Below are 23457 nucleotides of genomic sequence, written 5' to 3'. Positions count from 1 at the left end.
TGAACTCGAACATGTCACCTTCCGGGTGGCGTGTCGACGATCGGCGAAGGGGCCACACGATGAAGACGACCACATCGATCCGAGGGGTCGGTGCGACGGTGGCCCTGGCCATGGTCACCGCGGCCTTCGCGGCGACACCGGCCGCGGCGACACCGGCTGCCGCGGCACCGGCCGCGGCGACGCCCACCGCCACGGAGCCGGCTGCTCCGACGTCGGCCCCGGCTGCCGCCGCCTCGACCGCGACCGTCGACCTCGACATCGAGCGCCGCGCCGACGGCAGCGGCCCCTTCACGCCCGCCGAGGGCCCCGGTGCCGACGCCGGCGCCTCCAACGGCATCGTCCGCACCTTCGACGCCATCACCTACCGCGTCACCGTCAGCGCCAATGGCGGCTCGGTGACGAACGAGCGGTTCACCGTGACCGCACCCGACGGCACCACGTGGGCCGGGATGCCGAACACCTGCGAGGTCGACGGCTCCGCGATCGTCGGCCCCGAACTCACCTGCAACGTCGGCACCGTCGGCGAGGGGCAGGTCCTCGCGACCCCGGTCGTCCTGACCATCGACTCTCGGGCCGGCGGCGGCACGGTCGCCATCACGGGCACCGTGACCGGTGACGGCGTCGCCGAACCGGCAGGGCCCGTCACATCCGTGGCGACGACGGTCTCCGCGGCACCGCGCTTCGACCTCGCGAAATCCGTCGCGAACTCCACCTTCCACCCCGGTGTCGTCGGCCCCGACGGGACGGAGGGGACGGTCCTCCAGTACCCCGTGACCGTCGCGTGGGAGCCCGTGGTCCCCGGGCAGGGGCTCCTCGGCTATGAACGCTCGAGCGGCACCTTCACCTTCCAGGACGACGTCTCCCGGATGTTCGGCGACCTGCCGTCCCCCGCGGTCCTCTTCGGCCACGACGGGCGGGCCGCCTGCGGGCTCAACGACGGGCGCACCTTCCCGGTCCTCCCCGGCGGCAGCGGGGGGAGGTCCACGACGGTGCTGCACTCCGGCCGCTTCGAGTGCACGCAGTCCGCTCCGGGGCAGCCCGTCGAGGTGACCATCACGGGCACCGACACCGACATCACGCCGTCGAGGGGCATCCCCTCGCAGAGCGCCACCGGCCAGCCGATCCAGGGGGGCGTCAAGCCCTACGTGATCAGCGGGTACATCAGCATCTGGGTTCCCGCCCTCGATGCCGGCCAGTCCCTCATCGCGACCAACACCTTCACCCCGCTGCAGACGACGGGCATCAGCGGTTCGTCCAACTTCCCGGGCTCGACCGAGCCGCTGGCGAACAACTCGGTCGACCGCAACCTGTCGTTCTTCGTCCCGGGAGGGGGCTTCAAGCACCTCGGCCAGACCCGGGCGGACGGCTCCACCGCCGTCGGCTCCGCGAAGTCGGGAGACCCCTACGTCACCCCCGGGACGCGCCTCCGCTCCCAGGTCTCCCTCGCGAACAGGGGCGTCTCGGACTACGTCGGAGCGATCGCCTGCGACGTCTACGACAACCGCTTCCAACAGCTGACGACGCTGTTCGGCGAGCACGCCACCACCAACGGCTGGAACGAGGGCGTCCGCATCGAGTACGCGGCGTTCTCCTTCACGGACCCCACCGTCGGTCGGGACGCCACGTGCGACGACTCCGACGGCCCGTGGTACGACAGCCCCGACGACGTGCCCGGCGGTGTCGACGCGATCGGGAAGATCCGCGCCGTCGGGACGGTCGCCGGTGGGCGGGCCGGCAACCTCTTCAGCTACTTCGAGGTGCAGGCCGCCCCGAACGACACCCGCGTCCACGACTTCGGCTCGTTCTTCGACGGCACGAGCGCCTGGGTCCACGACACGGCGCCCGCGGCCAACGGTGTCGGGCCGCTGGCCGACAGCGTCATCGTCACGCAGGTCAGGGCCCGGGTCGTGAAGAAGGTCGTCGACCCCGGCACCACCGCCGAGACCACCCCCGACAAGACCGCGTTCGTCGTCGCCGGCACGAGCATGGACTACGCCCTCTACCCGACGCTGACGAACGCGACGGAGGGGGGCCGCCCCCAGGTCCTCACCGTGACGGACGTCCTGCCCGCGCACACGACGTACCAGCGTGGCTCGAGCTCCCTCGAACCGACGAGCGTCGAGACCACGACGATCGACGGTGAGCTCCACGAGACGATCGTCTGGACCCTCGAGGACGTCGTCCCCAACCGTCCGATCGCGCCCCTCACGTACCGGCTCGACGTGTCCGGGACGGCCCCGCCGGGGTCCGTGAACAACACCGCCCACGTCGCCGCCGACGACGACCTGTCGCCCGAAGGGCTCCGCACGGCACTCCGAGGCGTCCGCGTCGAGTCCTCGAGCGGCATCGGCGTCCAGAAGACCGCGGAGGAGCCCACCGTCGTCGTCGGCGACGACCTCGTCTGGACGCTCGAGTACCGCAACACCGACTCCGTCCCCATCGCGGCCGTCGACCTGATCGACGTCCTGCCCACCGTCGGGGCCAGCGGGGGGCAGGTCGAACTCGCCGCCCCGGTCGAGGTCGACCCCGACGCCGGTGAACGCGTCCGCTACACCACCGCTGCCCCGGGCGGCATCTCCTTGGACGGCGACGACCCGAGCAACGCCCCCGGGGGCGACACCGCCTGGTTCGACGCGTCCCGCATCGGGACGGGCGGCGACCAGGTGGCGCTCGAGGACGTCACCGCCGTCCGCATCCAGCGGACCACGGCCGTCGACGTCGGCGAGGTCGTCACGCACGACCTGACCGCGACGACGACGGAGGCACGTGACGGGGACGTCGTCACCAACCGCTTCGGCCTCCGCGCGACGAACCTCGCGCTCGCCGCGTTCTCGAACCGGGCCGCCATCACCGTCGTCGCCGGAGCCGTCGGCGACCGCGTGTGGGACGACGCGGACGCCGACGGGCTCCAGGGGCCTGCCGAGGCCGGCATCCCGTTCCTCCCGGTGACCCTCACCGGCACCGACGACCGGGGCCGTCGGGTCGAGCGGCGCACCACGACCGACGTCGCGGGCACGTACGTCTTTGACGGGCTCCGCCCGGGGGAGTACACCGTCGCCTTCTCCTCGCTGCTCGACCGGGCCTGGACCGCACGCCACCAGGGAGACGACGACACCGTCGACTCCGACGCCGGGCTCGACGGAACCGCGACGGTGGCGCTCTCGACCGTCCTCGAGGGGGACGAGCTCGTCGGGGTCGACCGGGACCTCGGCATCGACGCGGGCCTCCTGCCGGCCGTCGACCCGGGGGAGCCGGTCGATCCCGGTGTGCCGGTCGACCCGGGTGCCCCGGTCGACCCGGGCGCCCCCGTCGACCCGGAGGCACCCGTCGATGCCGTCGGTGCCGCGGGCACGACCTCGGACCCGTCGACCGGGCCCGGAGCGTCACGGGGTGACCGTCTGCTCGCCTTCACGGGCAGCGAACCGGCCGTCCTCGGCATCGCGGTGCTCGGCCTCCTCGGTCTCGGTGCGCTCCTCGCCCTCGCCGCGCGGCGGCGGGACTCCTGAGCGTGTCCCGTCGCCGCCGCGGCGCCCCCTGATCGTGACCGGGCTCCATCTCGGCCTCGATCAGGCGGCAGAGCCGAGGAGGCGCCCGGTCCAGTCCCGCAGGGCCGCGACGGCTCGGCGCGACAGGGTCGCCTGCGGCAGCATGCTCGCCGACCCGTGGAATGCCCCCGGCCACACGTGGAGCTCGGCCTGCACCCCGGCCGCCCAGAGCGCCCCCGCGTAGGCGACGGCTTCGTCGCGGAACACCTCCGCGCTGCCGCAGTCGACGTAGGCCGGTGGCAGGTCCGCGAGGTCGGTCGCGCGGCCGGGAGCGGCGTAGAACGACACGTCGTCGTCGTCACCGCGACGGCCGCCGAGGTAGGCGTCCCAGCCGAACCGGGTCATCTCCCGGTCGGCGACGCCCACCCCGTCGAACTGCCGGGCGGAGACGGTCGCGTCGCGGTCGTCGAGCATGGGGCTGACGAGCACCTGCCCGAGAAGGGCCGGGCCGCGTCGATCACGGGCCAGGAGCGCGGTGCCCGCGGCGAGCCCGCCCCCGGCGCTCTGGCCGACGACGACCACGCGGTCGGGGTCGACGCCGAGCTCGTCGGCGTGCTCGGCGACCCAGACGAGACCGGCGTAGCAGTCCTCGACCGGGTAGGGATCGGGGTGCTCGGGCGCGAGGCGGTAGTCGGGGCTGACGAGGACGACGTCGTGCACGAGCAGCCAGTCGTCGTACGAGTCGAGGTTGCCGAGGTGGTGGCCGAACATCATGCCGCCCCCGTGGATCGCGTAGGCGCAGGCCGCCGGCCCGGTGCGGCCGATCCGCTGGACGACCGCGAGGTCGATCGGGTCGCCGAGGTGCCCGGGGACGGTGATGCTGCGCCTCTCGAGACCGCGGGCGTGCAGTCCTTCGTCGAGCTGCGCCTCCGTCGTCTCGAGCTGTCGCATCCGGGGCAGCATCCCGGTCTCGAGGCGGAAGCGGCCGCGGGCGTCCATCGCCTCCAGGAAGGGCGCGAACTCGGGGTCGAACGGCGGACGGGGCAGGGCGGTGGTGTCAGGCACGGGAGGTCTCCTCGGTGGTGGTGGTGGAACGGGTCGGGGTCGAGAGCGGTCCGGGGGCGGGTTCGGTGCGGCCGGGGTCGCCGCGGCCGGGGTCGGTGCGACCGCGGTCGGCCCTGCCGTCGGCGGCCCGCGCACGGGTCGTCCCGACCGCGACGAGCGCGGCGGCGACGACGGCGAGCCCGAGGGCCGCGACCGTCAGGGCGTCCTGGAACGTGGCCAGACGTGCGGCCGTCCAGGTGGTCGTGGTGATGCTGCCGCCGACGAGCACGGCGACGACCGTCCCGGCCACGGTGACGGCGGCACCGCTCGCGAGCTCGCTCGACGTGTCGACCAGGGCGGCACCGACCGAGGTGCGGTCGGCGGGCAGGCCGGTGAGCACCGAGGCGCCCGCGACGACCCCGACCACGCGCATCCCCGCCGCGACCAGCACGAGCGCGACGAGCACCCACACGTACCCGTGGCGACCCAGGGCGCCGAAGACCGCGAGGCCCGCGACGACCGACGCCGCGCTGATCCCCGCCGCCCGGGCCAGACCGACCCGCCGGACGAACGGCCCGACGAGGCGCCCGCCGGCGAGCAGCACGACGACCTGCGGAAGCGTCCCCACGGCGGCCAGGGCCGGCGGCCAGCCCCAGGCGAACTGCAGCTGGAGCGTCACCAGGTACGAGAGCCCGGCGACGGCGAGGCCCGACGCCGCCTTGAACGCGAGGCCGCTCGACACCAACGGACGGGCGAGCAGCGAGAGGTCGACCACCGGGTGCCGGGCGGACCGCTCCCGGGCCACGAACCCGACGGCGCCGACGACGGTCACGGCGACGCCGAGCCACCCCCACCCGGAGGTGCCACCCGACTCCACGAGGACGGTCGGCGTCACGAGGGCGGTGGACACGGTCGCCGTGCCGAGCAGCGCTCCGGCGACGTCGACCGGGTCGCGTCGGAGCCCCGCGGGGTCGTCCCGGGCGACACCGAGCCCGATGCCGACCAGGGCCAGGACGGCGATCGGCGCGTCGGCGAGCAGCAGCACCTGCCACGGGGCGACGGCCAGCACGAACCCGCCGACCGTCGGTCCGACGGCGAGTCCGACGAGCCCCGCGGTCGAGATGACGGTCAGCGCGCGGACGCGCAGGCCCTCGTCGTCGAAGAGGCGGAACGCCAGCGCCATCGACCCCGGTGTGGTCATCGCGGCCGCGACCCCCATGAGCACGCGAACGGCGACGAGTTCCCCGGTCGTCGTGACCGCCGCGGTGGCGAGGCTCGCCGCGGCCAGCAGGACGAGTCCCGTCATCATCACGCGGCGGCGGCCGACGCGGTCGGCGACGGCGCCGAACAGCAGCATGAGCCCGCCGAAGGCGACCGAGTAGGCGGCGGACACCCACTGCAGGCCCGTCGTCGAGGCGTCCAGCTCGCGGCCGATCGTCGGCAGCGCGACGTTCAGCACCGAGTTGTCGAGCATCTCGAACAGGAACACCGCGGACAACCCGGCGAGGGCGATCCAGGCGTCCGAGAGGCGAGGAGGCGCGTCGCCGGTGCGGAGGCCGGCGCGGCGGACGAGGTGGGGGCTGGGCGACACGAGGGCGCACTCCTTCGAGGGAAGAAGTGGCGGATCGTCCGATGCCGCGTGCGGGTGCGTCGCGGATCGCGACGCCTTTTACCTCAGTGAGGGAGACGATACACGGACCACCGGCGATGACGGAACCCGCGCCTCCGACCGCTCAGCGCGCCAGGGTGTCCTTCGGGTGCTCGCCGAAGCGGGCCAGGTACGCGGCCGAGAACCGGCCCATGTTCCCGAAGCCCCAGCGGCCGGCGACCTCCGAGACGAGGGTCGTCCCCGGGTCGCCCGCGACGAGGTCCTGGCGCACCCGGTCGAGGCGGACGTGTCTCAGGTACTTCGACGGACTGGAGCCCAGGTGCTCGTTCATCAGTTGCTGCAGGGTCCGGGTGTGCATGCCGGCTGCCGTGGCGATGTCCGCCGACGAGATCGCCTGATCGGCGTAGGCGTGGACGTACTCGGCGGCGAGTCGCAGGCGTTTCGTCCGCTCGGTGCGCAGGGTGTCGGGGACGTCGACCGCTCGCCACGGGAACACGTCCAGCAGCGTCCTGACGATCGCCGTCTGGGCGCCGTGGCGGGCGAGGGGAGGGGTCCGCGGGTCGACGATCGTCGGGGTGGCGGCGCCGAGGGTGCGCTGCCAGGCGGCGAGGGCGACGTCGCTCGGCACGGCGGCGTAGTCGAAGACGATCCGTTGCGCCGGCCCGCCGTGGCGTTCGGTGGCGACCTCCTCGAAGAAGGCGCCGTCTATGTGGACGATGCCGTGCCGGTGGGGCGTCATGACGAACGAGAACGACGTCTCGGTCGGGGTCAGGAACGGCCGGGTGCCCACGCTGGTGAGTTGCCCGGTGGGGTGGTCGATGGTCACGGACCCCTGCTGGAACCAGGACACGACGTAGTCCCGGGACCACGGGATCGTGCCCTGCAGGTGACCGGTGAAGGTGCCGGTCTGCAGGGCCAGACGGGCGTCGCCGGCGGAGGCGAAGCGGAACGCGAACGGCTCCGGGCCGACGCGGGCGCGGAAGTCGCGTCCGGCGAGGACCGTCTGCAGACTGTCGCGCGCCTCCTCGACGTCGTCGCTCGACCAGGCGTCCCGGCGGAACTCGTCCGGTGCGCGCTCGTCCGGTGCGCGTTCGTCGGGCGCCGGTCCGGTCGCGGGCATGTAGGTGCTGGGCACGGTGATCTCCTGGTCCTCCTCTCCGGGTCGCACGCTGGTGGGACGTGGCCTCAGCAATGGGGACGAGGGTCGAGCAGGTTTCGTCACGAATCGCCGACGGGAGGTCTGACGGACACGATGCCGCATCTACCGGCGGCTGTCCCTACCCCAGAAGACGTGCCCCGCCCCGAGAGGGATGCCCCGCCGCGGGTCGGGAGGGCGCCTGCGGGTCGGCAGGGCGCCTGCGGGTCGACGGGGTGCCGCGGCCGCGGCTCAGACGTCGCGGGCGAAGCAGACCGACTCGGCCGACCCGGCGTACGAGCCGAAGAGCGGGATGCTCTCGTAGCCCTCTCGTTCGTAGAAGCGGATGGCGTCCGGCTGGAGGATGCCCGTCTCGAGCACGATCCGGCGGGAGCCCAGGTCGCGAGCGGCGTCCTCGAGGGCTCGGAGGACGGCGGTCGCGACCCCCGATCCCCGCGCCTCGGGCGAGACGTACATGCGTTTGACCTCGACCGTGGCCGGGCCGACCACCGTGTCGGCGAGAGGGCGCAGGCCACCGCAGGCGATCGGCCGGCCGTCGTCCGCGCGGGCGACGAGGAACACCGGGACGTCGGCCGCCGACGGCGGCGTGCCCGGCTCGTGGTCGTCGCTGCCGTACCGGGCGTCGAGTTCGACCCGCTGTGCGCGGCGGAGGCCGTCGGCGTCGGGGTGGTCGAAGGGGGTCCGGGTGATCGTCCAGCGCATGGGTCGTCCTTTCGTGACAACCGTTACGGTAACATGCGTTACGATCACGGGATGAGCAGGACGCGTGACGTGGACGACACCCGGAGGCGTCTCTCGGACGCCGTGTTCACGACCCTCGCCGAGCGCGGGCCGACGGGACTCACCCTCCGCGCGGTCGCCGAACGGGCGGGCTGCACCACGGGCCTCGTCCTGCACACCTTCCGGGACAAGCAGGCCCTGCTGCTCCACGCCCGGGACGTGCTCCACGAGCGCACCCGCGAGCGCTCGGACGCGCTCGAGGGCGATGCCGGCGACGCGGTGGCCGCCGTACGCGCCGTCGTCCTGGGCACCCTGCCGACCGACGACGAGCGTCTCGCCGAGGCCCGCGTGTGGGTCGGCTTCCTGGCCGCGGCGCTCGACGATCCCGTCCTGGCCGAGCGGCACGCCCTCGCCAGCCGCGCCTTCGCCGACCGTCTGACGCGACTGCTCGGGGTCGGTGATCCCGGGGGCCACGACGAGGCGGGCACCCGGGCGGCGGCCCTCGTCGCGGCGGTGGAGGGGGTCTCGAGCCTGGCGACCGGCGACCCCGGCCGCTGGACCGCGGCGCGCCAGGTGCAGGCTCTCGAGGTCGTCCTCGCCGCCGCCCTGCGGACCAGCGCCCCGCGGTAGTCGATCAGCAGCTCCGGTGGTCGATCAGCCCCGCCGGTAGCGGCTGCCGTCGCAGGTGTGGACGGCCGAATCATCGAAGAGCAGCCGCAGGTCGTAGGCGGCGCAGTCGGCGAACGTGCCGATGCTGATGAACGAGGAGGAGCGGTGCAGTTCGCCCTTGGACGGGCCGTCGGAGCCGATGCCGGCCCGGTGGACCATCCACTCGACGTCACGGGCGTCCTGGTCGAGGTAGCGCATGACGGCCTCGTTGTCCTCGTGCTGGCCGATGTACGCGCGGGCGATCGTGCTGCGGACGATCCGCAGCACCGGTGCGAGGGGCTTGCCCGGTGCCGCGCTCAGGCCCCCGGCCTGGTACAGGAGTCGCCGCGTGCCGCTGCGGCGCATGGCGGGGACGAGCGCTCGGACGAAGGTCGCGTTCACCTGCCGCTCGCGTTGGGCGGCCGCGTCCCCGACCATCATCACGACGGCGTCGACGCCGCCGAGCAGGGCGTCGAGGTCGAGGTCGTCGTCGAGGGAGCCCTGGACGACCTCGAGGTCGTCGTGCTCGATCGCGAGCTTGCCGGGCGTCCGCGCGAGAGCGCGGAGTCGATGCCCGGCGTCGAGTGCCAGTCGCGTGAAGTGCTGCCCGGTCTGCCCCGTGGCGCCGAGCACGAGGAGGGTGCGTGGAGTCGTCATGGCCTCAATCTAGGCGGTGTCTAGTATCTAGTCAATGACTAGTCGGGGATTAGGATCGAGGCATGACGCAGCGGCCCTTCCACCACGGGAACCTGCGCGCCGTGCTGCTGGACGAGGCGATCGAGGTCGTGCGCGAGTCCGGCGTCGACGGCCTCTCGCTCCGCGACCTCGCCCGTCGGGCCGGGGTCAGTCACGGTGCCCCCCGGAGCCACTTCGTCGATCGGCAGGCGCTGCTCGACGCGCTCGCCGGAGCCGGGTTCGAGCGGCTCACCACCGCGGTCCGACGCGCGCTCGACGGCGGGGGAGGTCGGACGGAACGCCTCCATCGCGTCGCCCGGGCCTACGTCGACTTCGCCGTCGACGATGCCGCGCTGATGGAGCTCATGTTCCAGACCAAGGTGACGACGAAGCCCGAGGCCGTGCACGAGGCGGCGGGCACCCTCTTCGCCGTCCTCGACGGAGCCCTGGGGCCGACGGAGTCCGAGGCGTCCGGTGACGAGTCGCGCGACCACTTCAAGATGCTCTTCGCGGCGACGATGCAGGGGATCGCCTCGCTGGTCGCCTCCGGCCGCATCGAGCGCCCCCTCGGGGACCGCCTGGTGGGCACGGCCATGGACACGATGCTCGACTCCGACCTCGGACGGCGCGTGGTCACGACCCGCTGATCGGCGGGGGCGTCGGTGGCGGCGTCCTCCCCTCCGGCGGTGCCCGGCGGGAGGCACCGTCTACGCTCGGCGGCATGCTGTCGTTGACCCGCGTGCGGGAGTCGTTCTGGTTCCTGCCCGCCGTGTTCGGGCTCGTCGCCGTCGTCCTCGCCGAGGTGTTGGTGACGGTCGACAGGTCCCTGCCGACGACGGTGACCGAGGGGCTGCCGCTGCTGGGTGCCCTCAGCGCCTCCGGGGGACGGTCGTTGCTCTCGGGCATCGGGACGTCGATGCTGACCGTGGCCGGGACGTCGTTCTCGATCACGATCTCGGTGCTCGCCACGACGTCGTCGACCTACGGCCCGCGACTCGTCCGCAACTTCATGGCCGACCGTGCCAACCAGTTCGTGCTGGCGACCTTCACCTCGACCTTCCTCTACTGCATCGTCGTGATGCGCACCGTCCACACCGAGGTCGACGACACCAGCGCGTTCGTCCCGGTGATCGCCGTCCACGTCGCGGTCCTGCTCAGCGTGTTCGACGTGGGGGTGCTGGTCTTCTTCATCCACCACATCGCCGGTTCGGTGCAGATCACCTCGTTGCAGGCGCGCGTGCTCGACGACCTCCGGGCCGTGACCGACGTCGTCTACCCCACGAGCCCCGCCGACGACGTCAGCCAGGAGGCGCGGGTCCGGTCCTCGGCGGACGGTCCGCTCCCGGCCGACGCGGCCGTCGTCCGTGCCGACGCCGACGGCTACGTGCAGACCGTCGCGTTCGAGGCGCTCCGACGCGTCGCCGTGCGTGACGGCCTCGTCGTGGAGGTCGTCGCGATGCCCGGCCGGTACGTGATCGTGGGGGACCCGCTCGCGGTGACCAGCGCCTCCCCGGGGTCCGACACGGTCCGTGAACTGCGACGGGCGACCACCCTGGGGCCCGCCCGGACGCCTCACCAGGACGTCGGGTTCGCCCTGCAGCAACTCGTCGAGATCGCCGTGCGCGGTCTCGCCTCGGGGAGCAACGACCCGTACACCGCGGTGAGCGCGCTCGACATGTCGGCCGGAGTGCTCGTCCCGCTGTGGCGTCGGGGCGAGCCCGTCACGGCGCTGCTGGACGACCGGGGTGCACCCGCCGTCCTCGTCACGTGGCCGTCGGTGGAGGCGCTCGTCGACTCGCTGTTCCACACCGTCCGCACCTACGCCCCCGACCAACCGGCCGTGCTGGCGGCCGCGCTGCGCCTCGTCGAGCGGCTCGACGAGGTGGCCCCGTCGGCCCGCGCCGGTCGACTGGTCGATCACGGGACCGCCCTCCGGGACGCCCTCGCCGGCTGAGGCTCCCGCCGCCGACGACCGCACGCGCCTGCGTGCCGGGGGGCGGGGCTCGGCAGTGCGGACGTGCACGTCGCGTCGTGACCGTGCCGTGCGCTCGGGTCGTCACGCACTCGTGTCGGCAACTCCGGGCTGGTGCCGCAGCGCCGAATCCCGGGCCCCGAGTCCCGGGGCTCGCGCAGCTCGGTGCGACACCAGGCAGGAATTGCCCGCACCGCGAGGCGACGCGCAGGGCGGGTTGAGCGGGGCGCCGGGGTGCCAGGGTGGCGGCGGGGCGTGCCGGGGGTGCGGGCGGGCTCGGCTCCGGTCGGGACCGCGCGTCACCATGATCCGCGTCGGCAACTCCGGGATGGTGCCGCAGCGCGAATACCCGGGCCCGGAGGCTCGGGGCCGCCGCGGAACGTCGCAGCACGAGGCAGGAATTGCCCGCACCGCACCGCACCGCGTGGCGACGCGCAGGGCGGGGTGCCGGAGTGCCGGGGCGGCGGGGGGTGGCCCGAGGTGCCGGGGCGGGACGTCGTGCCGGTGGCGCGGCACTCGTGGGGTCGGTGGTCGCGGTGGTGCGGCACCCGCGGGGTCGGCGGTCGCGGCGGGGCGGCCGTCCCGGCGCGGAGCGCGGTGTCGGTGGTCTGACGTAGCGTCCTCGGTGGGAGGCGTGATGAGAGATCACCGGCAGTCGTCCGTGCGAACCGGCGTGCGCCTCCTCGGCGACCCCCGTGCCGGGTGCGAGGGCACACGGTGACCGCCGTCATCGGCCCCGTCGGGGGCGACGAACGTCCCGACCACCTGTTGCCGCAGCAGGCCGCCGAAGCCGTCCACGCCGGTTTCCCCTCTCCGGCGCAGGGCTACTACAACGGGCCGGTCGACCTCAACCGGCACCTGATGCGCGACCCCACCGCGACGTTCCTGGTGCGGGTCAGCGGCGACAGCATGACCGGCGCCGGCATCTTCGACGGTGACGAGCTCGTCGTCGACCGGGGGCTCGACGCCCACGACGGCCACGTGGTCGTCGCGGTCGTCAACGCCGAGCTCACCGTCAAGCGCCTCTCGTACCGGCAGGGGCAGATGGTGCTCAGCCCCGAGAACCCGGCCTACCCCGAGATCGTGCTGTCCGAGCTCGACGAGGCGACGATCTGGGGCGTCGTGACGAGGTGCCTGCACCGTGTCTGAGTCCGCTACGACATCCCGGTCGACCGCGTCCGAGCGCAGCGTCGCCATCGTCGACGCCAACAACTTCTACGTGTCGTGCGAGCGCGTCTTCAACCCGGCCCTCGAAGGGCGGCCGGTGGTCGTGCTGTCGAACAACGACGGCTGCGTCATCGCCCGTTCGCAAGAGGCGAAGGCGCTGAACGTCGACATGGCGGCACCGTGGCACAGCATCGCCCCGATCGCGGCGATGCAGGGCGTGGTCGCGGTGTCGAGCAACTACGAGCTCTACGGCGACATGTCGGCGCGGTCGGCCGAGATCCTGAGTCGGTACACCAGCGACCAAGAGGTGTACTCGATCGACGAGTCGTTCATCGAGCTGACCGGTTCGCTCGACGACACGATCGCCCAGGCCCGCGAGATCCGCCGCGCCCTGCGCAAGCTCATCGGCCTACCCGTCAGCATCGGCATCGCCCCGACCAAGACCCTGGCCAAACTCGCCAACCGGGGTTCGAAACAGAACGCCGCCCTCGCCGGCGTCTGCCACCTGGGCAGCTACGCCCCCGAGCAGCAGACGGCGATCCTCGCGAGCGTCGACGTCGGCGACGTCTGGGGCATCGGTCGCCGCACCGCGAAGAAGCTCGCGCCGCTCGGCATCCACACCGCGGCCGACCTCCGCGACGCCGACGCCGCCCGCATCCGCACGCGCTTCGGCGTCGTGCAGGCCCGGGTCGTGCACGAACTGCGCGGGGTCGACTGCCTGCCGATCGAGCAGGTGCAGCCCGACCGTGAGCAGATCTACCACTCGCGGTCGTTCGCGGTGCCCATCACGACCGTCACCGAGCTCGAAGAGGTCCTGTCGGTCTACACGCAGCGAGCCGCGGCCCGGTTGCGCGGGCAGGGGTCGTTGACGCGCATGATGCGGTGCTTCACCGCGACCTCGCCGTTCTCCGACAGCGCCGCCCACACGAACCACTCGGTGTCGGTGGCGTTCCCCGAGCCCACCGACGACGCCGCCCTGCTGTACCGCTCGGCCATCGCCGCCCTCGGGCCGCAGCTCGAACCCGGCAAGCGCTACGTCCGGGCGGGCGTCACCCTGATGGAGCTCACCCCGCGCGACGAACATGCGAGCCTCGACGTCTTCGGCGAGGCCGACGCGGCACCGCCCGCCTACGGCGCCGTCATCGACCGCATCGCCGGCAAGTTCGGCGAGGACACCCTGGGGCTCGGCATCGCGGGTCTCCGCCACCGTCGCGGGTGGTCGATGAAGCGCGACATGGTGTCGCCCCGCGCCACCACCCACTGGGACGAGTTGGCGACCGTCAGGGCTCGGTGACCCGTGGGCGCACCTCGTCGGTCGTCAGTCGGCGGACACCCGGCGTCGAGACGGCCGCGAGGGTCGCCGCCACGATGATCGCGGCGCAGACGAGCAGCGTCGGACGCGTGCCGACGTACTGCGCCGCCGGCCCCGCGAACACCTCACCGAGCGGCACGGCCACGAACGAGCCGACCATGTCGTACGAGTAGACCCGGGCCAGGGAGGCGCGGGGCACGTGGCTCTGCAACGACTGGTCCCACGAGATGGCGAAGATCTCGAGGGCGACGCCGCCCAACAGGAAGGCCACCACCAGCGCGGGCACCACCGGAGCCAGTCCGAGCGTCGCCACCGGCACCGCCGTCACGGCCATCAGCCCCACGCCCACGGCGAGGCCGTGCCGTGGCCGCCAGCGCAGGGCGATGACGGCTCCGAGGCCGAGCCCGACCGTCTGGGCCGCGACGACCAACCCCCAGGCCGCCCGCCCGAACGACCCGTCCGCCACGACGGGGCCCAGCACCGTCGTCGCCCCCACGAACGCGGCGTTCAGCACCGCGAACTGCGCCACCACGATCCAGACCCACGAGCGCCGGGTGAACTCCTGCCACCCCTCGCGCAGATCGGCGATCACCGACGGGCCCGAGCCCGGGCCTGAGCCAGCGCCCGCCCCAGCGCCCGCCCCCGCGCCCGCGCCGGAGCCGACCCCGCCGCGCGACGGGCTGCCGGGCCGGACGGGCAGCCGCAGCCGCGAGTACAGCACGCCCGCGAGGGCGAAGCCCGCCGCGTCGACGGCGAGGCCCCAGCCCGGACCGACCACCGCCACGATCCCCGCCCCCGCCGACGCCCCGACGACGCTGCCGCCGTTGAGGCCGAGGCGCAGCAGCGCGTTGGCGGGCCGCAGCAGGGCGTCGGGCACCGTCTCGGGCACGAGGGCCGCCGCCGCGGGCAGGCTCACGGCCGCGACCGCCCCGTTCAGCACGCTCAGCACGACGAGCAGCGGGATCGTCGCCGACCCCGTGACGACGAGGGAGGCGACGACGGCCTGGGTCCCGGCGGCGGCGAGCGACGTCCCGACGAGCACGACGTCTCGCCGCAGCCGGTCGGCGATCACGCCGCCGAAGAGCAGCACCGCGACGTTGGCGATCGACCGGGCCGCGACGACCAGGCCGAGGTCGGCCGCTGACCCGGTCAGGTCGAGCACGGCGAACGCGAGGGCGATCGGGGCGACGGCGTTGCCGAGCACGCCCGTCGTCCGAGCCGCGAGCAGCCAGCGGAACGGGCCGTGTGCGAGGGGACCCCGGCGGTCGTGAGGGGCCCGGGGGACCGAGGAGGCGCCTCCTGCGTCCCCGGTCACGGTCGCCTCATCGGGAACAGGGCGGCCGTCATCGACACCGGGTTCGTGCCCGGCGTCCGGGGGCGCTGCGCGGCGGCGTGCAGGAGGGCGGAGGCGTGACCCACGTGGCGCACGACCCGCTGCCAGGTCTCGGGGTCGACCCAGAGCTCGGCGTCGGTCGAGATCTGGGGGCCATCCGCCCGCCGCGGGGAGCGGCGACGCAGCTCGTCGGCCAGGGCGTCGACGTAGCGGGCGCGTTCGGCGTCGGTGTCGTCGTCGGTCCCGTCGACGGAGGGCGGGACGACGGGGAACGGCTGCGCCGACGAGAGGTGCCGGTAGCGCTTGGCCTCGCCGCCGCGGATCGTGACCACCTCGACGACCTCGACGAGACCCACGCGCTCGAGCACGCGCAGGTGGTAGCTCGCCGTCGCCTGCGACAGCCCGAGCTCGCGACCGGCCTCGGCGGCGCTCATCGCGACGCCGGTCAGGAGCGACAGGAGGCGCAGGCGGATCGGGTGGGCCGTGGCGCGGAGTTCGTCGAGTGCGGACATGCGGCCATCGTGCAGGCCGACGCGTCCGACCGTCAAACGGGTCTTTGGGGGTCGACTCCGCCACCTCGTGCCGGATGGTCGACGACCTCCATCCGGGCGAGCGACGCCGAGGGGGTGCGCGCTACTTCGAGGTCGCGAGCCCCACGAGGGCGGCCGAGATGAGGCCGGCGCCGACGACCGAGATGGCGATGATGAGGACGTGGAAGAACAGGACCATGGGGGCGTCGGTCTCTCTGTGAGCAGGTGGGGCGGGGTCTGGGCGGAACAGGGCTCCATCGTACCGACGGCCCCTGGGCGCGGCACGTCCGGTGGGGCGTCGGTGTCGGCGTCGCGGCCTACGCTCGGACGATGACGACCCACCGCCTCGACCCCCGCACCGACACCGCCCACGAGGTCTTCTCGCGCGACCACGCCCCCGTGCTGACGATCGACCCCGGTGACACGGTCGTCGTGCGCTCGCTCGACGCCTCGGGCCACCTCGAGCCGCAGACCGTGCCCGGCGAGGTCACCCCGTACCTGTTCCCGACGCGGCGGGGTCACGCCCTGACCGGTCCGATCGCCGTCCGCGGGGCACGGCCGGGCGACATGCTCCAGCTCGACCTGCTCGCGCTCACCCCCGACGACTGGGGCTTCACGGTCGCCGCGGCCGCCGACACCCCGATCACCCGCCACCTCGGCCTGGTCGACGCCGAGGCCGCCTGGCTGCTCTGGAGCATCGACCGCGACGCCGGCACGGCCACCGAGAGCCGGGGCCTGCGTCGACCGATCGCGCCCTTCCTCGGCGTCATGGGACTCGCCCCCGCCGAGGCCGGAGAGCACTCGACCATCCCGCCCCGCACCTCCGTGGGCGGCAACATCGACTGCCGTGACCTCGTCGCGGGCACGACCCTCTGGTTGCCGGTGGCGGTCGACGACGCCCTGCTCTACCTCGGCGACGGGCACGCGGCCCAGGGCGACGGCGAGGTCGGTGGCACCGCGATCGAGACCGGCATGACGACGGAGGCGCGGGTCGGCCTCGCCACGGACCGCCCGCTCTCGACGATCCACGCCGAGACCCCCGAGGCGCGCATCACCTTCGGCTTCGACGCCGACCTCAACGTCGCCAGCGGCGACGCACTCGCCGCGATGGTCGAGTGGATGCGTCAGCTCTACTCGCTCGACGCCGCCACGGCGCTGGCCTTCGCCAGCACGGTCGTCGACCTGCGCGTCACCCAGGTCGCCAACCGCACCTGGGGCGTGCACGCCGTGCTGCCCCGCGACGTGCTCGTCCCCGCCTGAGCCGCGCCGCGCCTCCTGACCGTCGGCCGGGGAGGCGTTCGGCGCGCGACGCCCCGCGCGACGGTTCGCCGACACCACGGATTCGGCGCGCCGAATACCTCTGATCAGGGCTTTTCCGGCCGAGGAGGCGCGTCGAGCATGGCAGGATCGTCAGGTTCCGAGACAGCGGTGTCTCCACCCGACCGTCTCGAAAGGCGCTGCCCCCATGTCGTTCTGGGCCCTCTTCCTCATCGCGCTGGGCGTGTCCGCCGACGCCTTCGCCGTCGCCCTCGGCAAGGGCCTGCACATGACGCGGTTCAACGCTCGTCATGCCGTCGTCATCGCCGTGACGTTCGGCGCGTTCCAGGCGCTGATGCCGCTGCTGGGCTGGCTGCTCGGCTCGACGTTCGCGCAGTACATCGCGCCGTTCGACCACTGGGTCGCCTTCGGACTGCTCGCCCTGATCGGCGGCAAGATGCTCTACGAGGCGTTCTCGTCGGGCGAGGACGACGAGAAGGACACCGACCGGCTGAACCTCCGCGAACTCGCCGTGCTCGCGATCGCCACGAGCATCGACGCCCTCGCGGTCGGGGTGACCCTGGCGTTCCTGCCGGTCTCGATCGGCTGGGCGATCCTGCTGATCGGTGTGACCACCACCGTCCTGACCTTCGTCGGCGTGCTCGTGGGGCGCCGGGTGGGTGCGAGGTTCGGCAAGCCGGCCGAGATCGCCGGTGGCGTGATCCTCATCCTCATCGGCGTGAACATCGTGCTCGAGCACACGGGCGTCCTCGGCTGAGTCCTGCGCCGACCCAGCGACGGTACCCACCGGGGGCGACGGCGCAGCTGGCGTAGTGCGAGGCGCGGGTCGCGTCAGTCGCGCGGCATGCGCAGCTGCGCCAGCGCGGGTGCGTGGAGCGGCTGGGTCTCCCACAAGGCCGTGAAGGTCCCGTCCGACTCGTCGAGCGTGAGGTGCAGGCGGTGCGGCGTCTCGAGGAAGACGAGGTCGACGTGCAGCAGGTCGGCCGACCGGGTGGCACTCGCGGCGACCGGCGCGGCGGAGCCGGCGCCTGAGCCGGCCGCGCCGACCGAGCCGTCGGTGACGACCCAGTCCTCGGCCTCGACCCGGACCACGAGGCGGGAGTCGCCCTCGACGAGGGTGAGCGTCGTCGCGGCGTCGGTCGCGGCGTGCAGGTCGACCAGGGTGAGGTCGGGCTGGTCGTTGCCGTCGGCCGCGGTGAACGACACGAGCCGGTCGGTGCCGGGGGAGTCCTGCTCACCGTCCCGCGCCTCCTCGTCCGCCGGCCGGACGGGTGCGGCGTCGTGCTCGGTGGGACCGGCCACCCCGGGCAGTGCCAGGTCGGCGAGGCGGGACGCCAGGGCGGCGTCGGCCGGGGCGTCGCCGACGCGCGCCGCGTCCGTCCCGAAGGCGGGCAGCAGGTGCGCCCACGCCGCGTCGAGCACGGCCTGCATGTCGAGCGACTGGCCGGTCAGGGCGAGCACGACGTCGTGTTCGGGCAACACGACGGCGAACTGTCCGTAGGCGCCGTCGCCGCGGTAGCCGTGGCGGGCCATCCAGAACTGGAACCCGTAGCCCTGCGCCCAGTCGGGGTTCGACTCGCCCGCGTTCGAGACGTGCGAGCGCGTGGCCTCGGCGACCCACTCGCGCGGCAGCAGCTGCACGCCGTCCCACTCGCCCTGCTGCAGGTACAGCTGGCCGAGGGCGGCGATCGCGTGGGTGGTGGCGTGCAGTCCGCTGAAGCCGAGCTCGCGGCCGGACGCGTCGCGCTGCCACCCGACCTCGCCGATGCCGAGCGGGTCGAGCAGGCGTGGTCGCAGGTACTCGCTCAGCGGCTGGCCCGTGACGCGCTGCACGATCGCGCCGGCGGCGAAGGTGCAGGGCTGGTTGTAGGCGAAGACGGTGCCGGGCTCGTCGTCGGGCGGCGTGAGCAGGAAGCCCCGGACGACGTCGACCGGGTCGACGGCGAGCGCACGGTCGAGGGTCTCGGCGCGGTGCCCGCTGGCCATCGCGAGCACGTGGCGCACGAGCATCGAGCGGCTGCGCGGGTCGGTGACCTCGTCGTCGAGTTCGGGGAAGTGGCCGAGCACGGTGTCGTCGAGCCCCATCAGGCCCTCGGCCACGGCGAACCCGACGGCCGACGACGTGAAGCTCTTGCTCAGCGAGTAGAGCAGGTGGGCGCGGTCGGCCGAGTACGGAGCCCACCAGCCCTCGGCGACGACCTGTCCGTGGCGCAGCAGCATGATGCTGTGCGGCTCGACGCCGGCCGTGGTCTCGAGGGCGTCGACGAACGCGGCGATGCCCGCCGCGTCGACGTTCTGGGCGGAGGGCGTGCTGCGCGGCAGCGTCGTCGGAGTCACCCCCCGACCCTATGCCCGGCCCCGGAGGCGCGGGTCAGGTCGGGTCGAGAGGGTCAGGAGGCGCGGGTCGTGTCGACGACGGGCGGCTCGGCCACCGCGTCGCCGAGGGGCGTCTCGGCCACGGCGTCGGCCACGACCGCGGCCTCGCGGGTGCGTTCGGCCCGGACGAAGCCGATGCCGACCACGATCAGCAGGCCGCCGCCGAGTTGCAGCGGGGTCAAGGCCTCGCCGAGCAGCAGCCAGGCGTAGAGCGCGGCGGCCGCCACCTCGAGCAGGCCGACGAACGACGCCAGGCGGGAGCCGAGCATGCTGCTCGCCGTGATGCTCGTGGCGTACGCGACCGCGGTGGCGACGACGCCGACCACGAGCATCGGCACCCACCACGGCACGATCGCGTCGAACAGGGGCACGTCGGCCGCGGAGGTCGTGAACGGCACGAGGCCGGTCAGTCCCAGCAGTCCCAGCAGCCCGGCGCCGACGAGCAGGCCCGACGCCGCCAGGGCGACCGGGGGCAGGTCGCCGCTCGGCCGGGCGGCGAGCACGAAGTAGGCGGCGCAGCAGACCATCGCCGCCCCCGCCAGGGCGAGCCCGACGGGGTCGAGGGCCACGCCTCCGCTCGGGGCGACGACCAGCAGGAGGCCCGCGAAGGCGATCACGGAGCCCACGAGCACGACGGCCTGCGGGACGCGTCGCGAGGTCGCCCAGGCCACGCCGACGAGCAGCAGCGGAGCGAGGTACTCGACCAGGATCGCGGTGCCCACCGGGATGCGCACCACCGCGGCGAAGTAGAAGACCTGGGTGCCGGCGACGCCGACCACCGCCATGCCGAGCACGCGCCACCGGGCCCGCCAGATCGGACCCAGGCAGCCACGGAGGGCGAAGAGGGCGACGGGGGCGAGCACGACCCCGCCGATCAGGGCGCGGACCGTGACGGCGGCCACGGGACTCCAGCCCGACTCGAGCAACGGCTTGACGAACGGGCCCGAGAAGCCGAACGAGGCGGCGGCCAGCAGGGCGACGAGCAGGCCGGCGGTGGTCGAGGCGGGGCGCCCCGCGGCGAGGGGCGTCGTCGCGATCGTGGTCGTGGTCGCACCGGTGCTCACGAGGACTCCTTGCGTCAGGGCCGTCGTGCACAATGGGTGCTGACGCGCCGTCTCTGTGGCGAGCGTAGAACCGTCCTTGACAAGGAGTCAACTTGCATTTCGCCCCTGACACCGAAGACGTCCTCGAGTTCAACGTCGCCCTGGTCAACACGGGTGCCGGCGCGAGTCGGTCCGGTGGCGACGAGCTCTCGACCCGTGCCGAGCTGACGGCCCTGCTCGACTCGTTCGCCTTCTCGGGCCGCTTCGACCGGGACGACGCCGAACTGGCCTCGGTGCAGGGCGTCCGGGCCGAACTGCGACGCATCTGGACGCTCGAGCGCGACCTGCTCGCCGCCGAGGTCAACCGCATGCTGGCCGACAGCGTCTCGTCGCCCCGGCTCGTGCGACACGACGCCCTCGACTGGCACCTGCACGCGACGAGCGACGACGCGCCCCTGGCCGACCGCATCCGCGTCGAGTCGGCCCTGGCGCTGGTCGACGTCATCCGCACCGACGAGACCGGCCGGCTGCGGGCCTGTGCCGCCGAGGACTGCGACGGGGTCTTCGTCGACCTGTCACGTAACGGGTCGAAGCGGTTCTGCAGCGTCCGCTGCGGCAACCGCGTCAACATGATCGCCTTCCGGGAACGCCGGGCCGACGTCGACCGAGGCGGGTTCGACGTCGACTGAGGCGGGTTCGTCGCCGCCCGTTCCGCGTCACGCAGGATGCCATTCGATTGTGCACAACCAAATCGCGCGCGACGTGCTACAGTCGCCGACATGACGACAGCAGCCGACACGACGACCCCGGGCCCGGCGCCCGTGCTCGACGAGCAGATCTGCTTCGCGCTCTACAACGCCTCGCGTGCCGTCACGGCGCGCTACCGCGACCTGCTCGCCCCGCTCGGCCTCACCTACCCGCAGTACCTCGTGCTGCTGGTCCTCTGGCAGGGCGGCCCGACGACCGTCTCCGAGCTCGGCCACCAGCTGCAGCTCGAGTCGGGCACGTTGTCGCCCCTGCTCAAGCGGCTCGAGGCCCACGGCCTGGTCACGCGCACGCGCTCGGCCGCCGACGAGCGCACCGTCGACGTCGCCCTGACCGACGCCGGGGTCGCGCTCCGCGAGCAGGCCGCCGGCTTCGCCGACCAGATCTGCGGCGCCACCGGTCTCGAGCTGACCGACCTGCAGACGCTGCGAGCCGACATCGCCGCGCTCGCCGCCGCCGTCCGGGCGAACACGGCCGCCCTCACCGACCAGCACCTCTGACCCGCCTCACCGACCGACCAGAACACCCCCGAACACCCCACCCCGGGCCGACCCCGACGTCGGCCCCCTCCACGAAAGAAGGCACCACATGCCCACTCGCACCTCACGCACCGCCTGGAACGGCAGCCTCGAGACCGGCGAAGGCCAGGTCGAGCTCTCGAGCTCGAAGCTCGGCACCTACGACGTCTCGTTCCCCAAGCGTGCCGCCGACGACGCCAACGGCTCCACCAGCCCCGAAGAGCTGCTCGCCGCGGCCCACTCGGCCTGCTACGCCATGCAGTTCTCGGCCGTCCTCGGCCAGGCCGGCGGCACCGTCGAGGCGCTCGACGTCAAGGCCGACGTCTCGCTCGGCCCGGACTCGGCCGGCGGCTTCAAGCTCACCGGCATCGCCCTCACCGTCCGCGGCGAGGTCTCCGGCATCGACGAGGCCGGCTTCCTCGAGGCCGCCCAGAACGCCAAGGAGACGTGCCCCGTCTCGAAGGCCCTCACCGGCGTCGAGATCACGCTCGACGCCGCGCTCGAGGCCTAGGCCCCGACCGCAGCACCGCACCGCCTCGTGGACGCAGGAGGCGCGGGTCACCCGACCCGCGCCTCCTGCGTTCGCTGCGTCACCGGCTCGACGGCGTCACCGGCCCGACGGCGTCACCGGTGCGACGGCGTCAGAGCCACTTCTTCCACTTGAAGACGCCCCAGATGCTCGCGCCGACCGCGACCATGGCGGCGACCGCCATGGGGTAGCCGAACTGCCAGTGCAGCTCGGGCATGTGGTCGAAGTTCATGCCGTAGACGCCGCCGACCAGGGTCGGGGCGAACAGGATGGCAGCCCAGCCCGAGATCTTCTTGACCTCGTCGTTCTGCTGCAGGCCGACCTCCGACAGGCGCCGGGTCTCCTCGTTCTGGGCGAGCCCGGCCTCGGACAGGCGCCGCATCTCGTCGTTCTGCGCCTGGGTGACGAGCGTCGAGTGCACGGTCAGCGCGTTCTCGAGCAGGGCGCGGAACGTGTCGGCGCGCTCGCCGATGCGCAGCACGTGGTCGAGCACGTCGCGCAGCGAGCGCTGCAACTCGACGTCGACGCCGTACTTGTCCGACCCGCGCAGCAGGTTCTCGAGCATCCCGCGCAGCGGGCTCGTCGCGCGCTGGAAGCTGATCACCTCGCGCAGCAGTTCGTAGATGCGCCGTGAGACCTCGGGGTCGCCGCCGAAGAGTTCGTCCTCGATCTCGTCGATGTCCTTCTCGATGCCGGCGACGACCGGGCCGTAGCCGTCGACCACCTGGTCGAGCACGGCGTAGAGGACGGCCTCGGGTCCGAGGGCGAGCAGTTCGGGGTTCGACTCGAGGCGGCGCCGCACCCGACCCAGGTCGGGGTTCTCGGCGTGCCGGATCGTGATGACGAAGCCCGGACCGACGAACACGTGCACCTCGCCGAACTCGACCGTCTCCTCGGCGTCCAGGTAGCGGGCCGAGCGCAGCACGACGAACAGGGTCTCGCCGAAGCGCTCGAGCTTCGCGCGCTGGTGGCCCTTGAGTGCGTCCTCCACGGCGAGCGGGTGCAGCTCGAACTCCTGCGCGATCGAGCGCACCTCGTCGGGGTCGGCGCGGTACAGCCCGATCCAGGCCATGCCCTGGTGTTCGTGCAGCAGCTCGAACGTCTCGTCGAGGTTCGCCGGGCTGTCGGTGCGGTGTCCCGCGACGTAGATGCCGTTGTCGATGAGTGCCATGGTCTGCGCTCCTGCCGTTCGGGGTGCGACGACCGTCCGTCGAGGGACGATGTCGTACCGGTGGTGGTCACGACAGCCGTACGGACGACGGGTGTGCGGTGGGGGCCGGGGCGACGCACACGGGCG

The 23457-nt window shown here is 73.3% G+C and carries 21 protein-coding genes; 11 read left to right on the top strand and 10 right to left on the bottom strand.

Going from position 1 to position 23457, the window contains the following annotated elements:
- Positions 1 to 59: 59 nt before the first annotated feature.
- Positions 60 to 3506, top strand: a complete 3447-nt coding sequence (locus OVA02_RS15860) for an SdrD B-like domain-containing protein (protein WP_056046778.1) — start codon at positions 60 to 62, stop codon at positions 3504 to 3506.
- A 60-nt stretch (positions 3507 to 3566) separates the two neighbouring features.
- Here the strand turns inward: OVA02_RS15860 and OVA02_RS15855 are convergent, their stop codons facing one another.
- From OVA02_RS15855 to OVA02_RS15840, 4 genes are all read right to left on the bottom strand, one after another.
- Positions 3567 to 4550 (bottom strand): alpha/beta hydrolase, encoded by a 984-nt coding sequence (locus OVA02_RS15855; protein WP_056046776.1) that lies wholly within the window; start codon positions 4548 to 4550, stop codon positions 3567 to 3569.
- A complete protein-coding gene (locus OVA02_RS15850; RefSeq protein ID WP_324289755.1) occupies positions 4543 to 6120 on the bottom strand; it encodes an MFS transporter in 1578 nt (525 codons plus the stop codon). The genes OVA02_RS15855 and OVA02_RS15850 overlap by 8 nt, the downstream gene beginning before the upstream one ends.
- A 142-nt stretch (positions 6121 to 6262) precedes the next feature.
- Complete coding sequence (locus tag OVA02_RS15845; RefSeq protein WP_157485364.1) at positions 6263 to 7273, bottom strand: AraC family transcriptional regulator; 1011 nt, start codon at positions 7271 to 7273, stop codon at positions 6263 to 6265.
- A gap of 252 nt (positions 7274 to 7525) precedes the next feature.
- A complete protein-coding gene (locus OVA02_RS15840) occupies positions 7526 to 7996 on the bottom strand; it encodes a GNAT family N-acetyltransferase (protein WP_056046772.1) in 471 nt (156 codons plus the stop codon).
- 51 nt (positions 7997 to 8047) lie between these two features.
- Here OVA02_RS15840 and OVA02_RS15835 point away from each other — a divergent pair, with 51 nt between their 5' ends.
- A complete protein-coding gene (locus OVA02_RS15835; RefSeq protein WP_056046770.1) occupies positions 8048 to 8644 on the top strand; it encodes a TetR/AcrR family transcriptional regulator in 597 nt (198 codons plus the stop codon).
- Between the two features lie 24 nt (positions 8645 to 8668).
- On the opposite strand, the gene OVA02_RS15830 is transcribed toward OVA02_RS15835, so the two are convergent.
- On the bottom strand, positions 8669 to 9319 hold the full coding sequence (locus OVA02_RS15830; RefSeq protein WP_056046768.1) for an NAD(P)-dependent oxidoreductase: 651 nt from the start codon (positions 9317 to 9319) through the stop codon (positions 8669 to 8671).
- 62 nt (positions 9320 to 9381) lie between these two features.
- Between OVA02_RS15830 and OVA02_RS15825 the strand changes: the two genes are divergently transcribed.
- The 4 genes from OVA02_RS15825 (at position 9382) to OVA02_RS15810 (ending at position 13770) form a co-directional block, all read left to right on the top strand.
- A complete protein-coding gene (locus OVA02_RS15825; RefSeq protein WP_056046766.1) occupies positions 9382 to 9984 on the top strand; it encodes a TetR/AcrR family transcriptional regulator in 603 nt (200 codons plus the stop codon).
- Between the two features lie 74 nt (positions 9985 to 10058).
- Positions 10059 to 11291 (top strand): DUF2254 domain-containing protein, encoded by a 1233-nt coding sequence (locus tag OVA02_RS15820; protein ID WP_056046764.1) that lies wholly within the window; start codon positions 10059 to 10061, stop codon positions 11289 to 11291.
- A gap of 735 nt (positions 11292 to 12026) precedes the next feature.
- Positions 12027 to 12458, top strand: a complete 432-nt coding sequence (locus tag OVA02_RS15815; protein ID WP_148076764.1) for a LexA family protein — start codon at positions 12027 to 12029, stop codon at positions 12456 to 12458.
- Positions 12451 to 13770, top strand: coding sequence for a Y-family DNA polymerase (locus OVA02_RS15810; RefSeq protein ID WP_056046762.1), 1320 nt, complete (start codon positions 12451 to 12453; stop codon positions 13768 to 13770). Before OVA02_RS15815 ends, OVA02_RS15810 begins: the two co-directional genes overlap by 8 nt.
- Here OVA02_RS15810 and OVA02_RS15805 read toward each other — a convergent pair.
- Both OVA02_RS15805 and OVA02_RS15800 read right to left on the bottom strand, forming a co-directional pair.
- Entirely contained in the window at positions 13757 to 15103 is a 1347-nt protein-coding gene (locus OVA02_RS15805) for an MFS transporter (protein ID WP_267658789.1), read from the bottom strand. The two genes, OVA02_RS15810 and OVA02_RS15805, sit on opposite strands and share 14 nt — an antisense overlap.
- A complete protein-coding gene (locus OVA02_RS15800) occupies positions 15100 to 15633 on the bottom strand; it encodes an ArsR/SmtB family transcription factor (RefSeq protein ID WP_056047848.1) in 534 nt (177 codons plus the stop codon). Before OVA02_RS15800 ends, OVA02_RS15805 begins: the two co-directional genes overlap by 4 nt.
- Positions 15634 to 15981: 348 nt before the next feature.
- On the opposite strand from OVA02_RS15800, the gene OVA02_RS15795 reads away from it, so the two are divergent.
- Both OVA02_RS15795 and OVA02_RS15790 read left to right on the top strand, forming a co-directional pair.
- A complete protein-coding gene (locus OVA02_RS15795; protein WP_056047845.1) occupies positions 15982 to 16911 on the top strand; it encodes an acetamidase/formamidase family protein in 930 nt (309 codons plus the stop codon).
- A 205-nt stretch (positions 16912 to 17116) separates the two neighbouring features.
- Entirely contained in the window at positions 17117 to 17686 is a 570-nt protein-coding gene (locus OVA02_RS15790; protein WP_056046758.1) for a manganese efflux pump MntP family protein, read from the top strand.
- Between the two features lie 74 nt (positions 17687 to 17760).
- Here the strand turns inward: OVA02_RS15790 and OVA02_RS15785 are convergent, their stop codons facing one another.
- Positions 17761 to 19266, bottom strand: coding sequence for a serine hydrolase domain-containing protein (locus OVA02_RS15785; protein WP_056046757.1), 1506 nt, complete (start codon positions 19264 to 19266; stop codon positions 17761 to 17763).
- 53 nt (positions 19267 to 19319) lie between these two features.
- Positions 19320 to 20369: a DMT family transporter gene (locus tag OVA02_RS15780; protein ID WP_324289754.1), complete on the bottom strand. Its 1050-nt coding sequence runs from the start codon at positions 20367 to 20369 to the stop codon at positions 19320 to 19322.
- Between the two features lie 92 nt (positions 20370 to 20461).
- On the opposite strand from OVA02_RS15780, the gene OVA02_RS15775 reads away from it, so the two are divergent.
- From OVA02_RS15775 to OVA02_RS15765, 3 genes are all read left to right on the top strand, one after another.
- Complete coding sequence (locus OVA02_RS15775) at positions 20462 to 21037, top strand: CGNR zinc finger domain-containing protein (protein WP_082460336.1); 576 nt, start codon at positions 20462 to 20464, stop codon at positions 21035 to 21037.
- 90 nt (positions 21038 to 21127) lie between these two features.
- Complete coding sequence (locus OVA02_RS15770) at positions 21128 to 21613, top strand: MarR family winged helix-turn-helix transcriptional regulator (protein ID WP_056046754.1); 486 nt, start codon at positions 21128 to 21130, stop codon at positions 21611 to 21613.
- An 88-nt stretch (positions 21614 to 21701) separates the two neighbouring features.
- Positions 21702 to 22142 (top strand): OsmC family peroxiredoxin, encoded by a 441-nt coding sequence (locus tag OVA02_RS15765; protein WP_056046752.1) that lies wholly within the window; start codon positions 21702 to 21704, stop codon positions 22140 to 22142.
- A 130-nt stretch (positions 22143 to 22272) separates the two neighbouring features.
- Here the strand turns inward: OVA02_RS15765 and OVA02_RS15760 are convergent, their stop codons facing one another.
- Positions 22273 to 23331 (bottom strand): magnesium and cobalt transport protein CorA, encoded by a 1059-nt coding sequence (locus OVA02_RS15760; RefSeq protein ID WP_056046751.1) that lies wholly within the window; start codon positions 23329 to 23331, stop codon positions 22273 to 22275.
- Positions 23332 to 23457 lie beyond the last annotated feature (126 nt).

Source organism: Frigoribacterium sp. SL97 (genome assembly GCF_026625765.1).
Classification (GTDB): Bacteria; Actinomycetota; Actinomycetes; order Actinomycetales; family Microbacteriaceae; genus Frigoribacterium.
This window is presented reverse-complemented; position numbering and strand designations above follow the sequence as displayed.